Genomic DNA, 3024 nt, shown 5'->3' with positions numbered 1-3024 from the left:
CTTCATCCCCGCGCGCGGTGGTTCGTCGCCTGACCGGGCCGAGCAGCACAGCCGGCACGTCCAGGCCGCGATCCAGGCGGGCCGCATGCGGCGGGCCTTCCTGAAGGGCATGGGCATGCAGCGGAACTGCGCCCCGCCGGCCGCGCCCCACTGGTTTCGGCCGCGCGGAGGCAGTCAGCGGTAACGGATGGATCAGGCCACCGCGGCTTCCCTCTCCACCTCGTCGCGGTCGGCGGCGCAGGCCTCGGCCAGGGTGGCGGCGAGCAGGGTCGGGTCGATGGGCTTGGTCAGGAAGGCGTGGACGCCGACCTGGTCCCAGGCCGCCTTGTGCACGTCCAGGGCGTTGGCGGTCAGGGCGATGATCGGCGTGCCTCCGTTCAGGCGGCCCAGGCGCAGGCGGCGCGAGGCCTCCAGCCCGTCCATCACCGGCATCTGCATGTCCATCAGGACGGCGTCGAACCGTTCGACCGACGCCGCCTCCAGCGCCTCGGCTCCGTTCTCCACCAGGGTCAGGCGGCAGCCGTGCGGCTCCAGCAGCAGCTTGAGGATCCGGCGGTTCACCTCGTGGTCGTCGGCGGCCAGGATCGAACGGCCGTGCAGCGACCCGATGTCGGCGGCCGCGCGCTCGGGCTCGACCGGCGCCTGGACCGCGACCTGAAGCGGCAGGGTCAGGGTGAAGGTGGAGCCCTCGCCCTCCGCGCTGGCGACGGACAGGTCCCCACCCATCAGCCGGGCCAGCTTGCGGCTGATGGAGAGCCCCAGCCCCGTGCCGCCGTAGCGGCGCGTGGTGCCGGCGTCGGCCTGTTCGAAGCTGTTGAACACATAGGCCAGGCGGTCGGCGGGAATCCCACAGCCGCTGTCGGTCACCGCGACCGTCATCCGGGCGCCGTCCCAGCCGGCCGAGACGGCGATCTCGCCCGAGGGGGTGAACTTGACGGCGTTGGAGAGCAGGTTGAACAGGATTTGCTGGAACCGCAGCGGATCGGTGCGGACCGCGTCCGGGACCTCGGGCGCGACCATGACCCTCAGGCGCACGCCGTTGGCCATGGCCCGCGGCTCCCACAGGCGGCGCAGGGCCGTGAGGCGGGCGCGGACGTCCATGTCCGCGACCTCCAGCTCCATCTTGCCGGCCTCGATCTTGGACACGTCCAGCACGTCGTTGAGCAGGCCCATCAGCACGTCGCCGGCGTCGATCAGCATCGAGACGTGCTCGCGCTGCTCGCTGTCCAGCCGCGTGCGGCGCAGAAGATTCGCCGCCGAGATGACCGCGTTCATGGGCGTGCGGATCTCGTGGCTGATGACGGCCAGGAAGTCGGACTTGGCCGCGCTGGCCACCTCGGCCTTGCGCCGCGCGTCCAGGGCCGCCTGGTTGGCGGTGCGCAGGACCTCCGTGGTCGTCGAACTCTGACGGACGGCCACCACCAGGTGGCTCATGTACAGCAGGCACCCCAGGGCGATCAGCAGGTCCTGCCAGCGGCCGCTGAGGATGGCGCTGACCAGGGGCAGGCTCAGGAAATAGGTTCCGTGGGGAGCGACCGCCGAGATCAGGATCGGGCGGGCGTGGTGCATGTGCAGGCTGACGTGCAGCAGGCCGCCGGCCACCTGGACCATGGCGAACACCCGCCCCACCTCGCCGCCCGAGAACCACAGATAGGCGGCGACGGCCGAGTAGACCGCCACGCCGAGCGCGGTCGTGGCGCACGACAGCACCAGATACTTCCGGTCCGGCGTCCAGCTCGGACGCTGGCGGAAGCGGCGGAAGACGACCCAGTCCAGGGCCTGGGTGGCGAGCACGGCGGCGAACCACCACAACGGCCAGGCCGACGGCGCGATCAGCCAGGCGGTGGCGCCGATGAAGCCCGCCAGGGCGATCCGCGTCTTCAGTTCACGGTATCGCACGCGCGACACCATGGCGTAGGCCGTGACCGTCATCGCAACGCCTCCCCGCCCACAAGCATGCCGCGAAATGGAAAAGGATGTGTTGCCTTCCGCCAGGGATTCCGCAGCCGCCAGGGGTCTCGGAAAACCACTGGATTCCAGTGTCCAGGGGTGCGCGGCGCGGCAAAAGCCACTATGGGAACGAGAGAAACCGCCACGCGTTTGACAGCCTGTTCCGGGGGAGACGCCCAAATGAAACGCCTTATCGCCCTTGTGGCCTTGACCGGCGCCTTCGCGGTCGCCGCGTGCGACGACCCGCGCCCGGCCGAGGACGAAGACCTGACGGAGGTTCCGGTCGAGACGCCCGTCGCGCCCGCCGCCGAGGACGCCGGCGCGCAGACCGACGCGACCGCGCCCCAGACGCCGGCCCCGCCGACCGATTCGACCACCCTGCCGGCCGAGAAGCGGACGTCCGAAGAGTCCGTCCAGCCCGAGAGCGAGACCCTGTTCTACTAGGGCGGCCGTCCGAATCGGCGGGGAAGCCCGCCTTGAGCGAAGGGCCCGTTCGCCCGCTGACCAAGGTTAGAGTTTGACGTCAGGCCGGTCCTGTTCCTTCTCGGGCGTGGCGGGCGCCGCCGAGGCCAGGCCGAGCAGGCCGAGGGCCGACAGGGTCGCGGCCAGCATCCGTCCCACGCCGCGCCGCATCAGTTGCTCAACACCTGGATGCTGGTCCAGACGTCGCCGCGGTTGACGATGTCGACGCGCATCTTGCCCCCCGCCCGCGGCGAGACGGTGCAGACAGGATAGTGGTCGCCGAACCCGTCGCGGCACACGACGGCGCCGCGGGGGTCGCGGATGGTCAGATCGATGTCGGTGTCTCCGTCGCCGATGGCCGCCACGCGCAGCACCTCTCCGCCCCGGGCGTCCACTTCGAAGGCCCAATTCTCGCGGGCCTGGAGCTGTTTGACGGTGAACACCGGCCCGGCCCCGAACGGCGAGGAGCGGACGCCGCGCAGCATCGGCTCGCGCAGGCGGTTGATGGCGTCCATCAGCGGCTGGTCCCCGGTCGAAAAGGGCCGCCGCCTCGTCCAGCAGGCGGGCGGGCGTCAGGGTCGGCGCGTCCCCTTCGCCCTGGCGCACCGGCAC

General features: G+C 71.2%; 4 protein-coding genes and 1 pseudogene. 2 read left to right on the top strand and 3 right to left on the bottom strand.

Features of this window, described 5'->3' with window-relative positions; translation table 11 throughout:
• Positions 1–184 (top strand): annotated as a pseudogene (locus AC2W7C_RS15960) (hypothetical protein); the annotation flags it as partial.
• Between the two features lie 8 nt (positions 185–192).
• Here AC2W7C_RS15960 and AC2W7C_RS15955 read toward each other — a convergent pair.
• Positions 193–1932 (bottom strand): ATP-binding protein, encoded by a 1740-nt coding sequence (locus AC2W7C_RS15955; protein ID WP_486002280.1) that lies wholly within the window; start codon positions 1930–1932, stop codon positions 193–195.
• Positions 1933–2130: 198 nt separating this feature from the next.
• On the opposite strand from AC2W7C_RS15955, the gene AC2W7C_RS15950 reads away from it, so the two are divergent.
• Positions 2131–2394: a hypothetical protein gene (locus tag AC2W7C_RS15950; protein WP_486002279.1), complete on the top strand. Its 264-nt coding sequence runs from the start codon at positions 2131–2133 to the stop codon at positions 2392–2394.
• A gap of 66 nt (positions 2395–2460) precedes the next feature.
• Here the strand turns inward: AC2W7C_RS15950 and AC2W7C_RS15945 are convergent, their stop codons facing one another.
• On the bottom strand, positions 2461–2583 hold the full coding sequence (locus AC2W7C_RS15945) for a hypothetical protein (RefSeq protein ID WP_486002278.1): 123 nt from the start codon (positions 2581–2583) through the stop codon (positions 2461–2463).
• Positions 2583–2927 carry a hypothetical protein gene (locus AC2W7C_RS15940; RefSeq protein ID WP_486002277.1) on the bottom strand — a complete coding sequence of 115 codons (345 nt, stop codon included), beginning with the start codon at positions 2925–2927 and terminating at the stop codon, positions 2583–2585. Before AC2W7C_RS15940 ends, AC2W7C_RS15945 begins: the two co-directional genes overlap by 1 nt.
• Positions 2928–3024: the final 97 nt, after the last annotated feature.

The sequence above is a fragment of the Brevundimonas sp. CURTG3B2_SDJG genome, assembly GCF_057364705.1.
The sequence above is the reverse complement of the archived record's forward strand: the minus strand, read 5'-3'. Positions and strand labels throughout refer to the sequence as shown.

Excerpts from the sequence above, each read along its gene's own strand:
- AC2W7C_RS15940 (WP_486002277.1), bottom strand. The coding sequence starts at position 2,927 with ATGGACGCCATCAACCGCCTGCGCGAGCCGATGCTGCGCGGCGTCCGC.
- AC2W7C_RS15945 (WP_486002278.1), bottom strand. The coding sequence starts at position 2,583 with ATGCGGCGCGGCGTGGGACGGATGCTGGCCGCGACCCTGTCGGCCCTC.
- AC2W7C_RS15955 (WP_486002280.1), bottom strand. The coding sequence starts at position 1,932 with ATGACGGTCACGGCCTACGCCATGGTGTCGCGCGTGCGATACCGTGAA.
- AC2W7C_RS15950 (WP_486002279.1), top strand. The coding sequence starts at position 2,131 with ATGAAACGCCTTATCGCCCTTGTGGCCTTGACCGGCGCCTTCGCGGTC.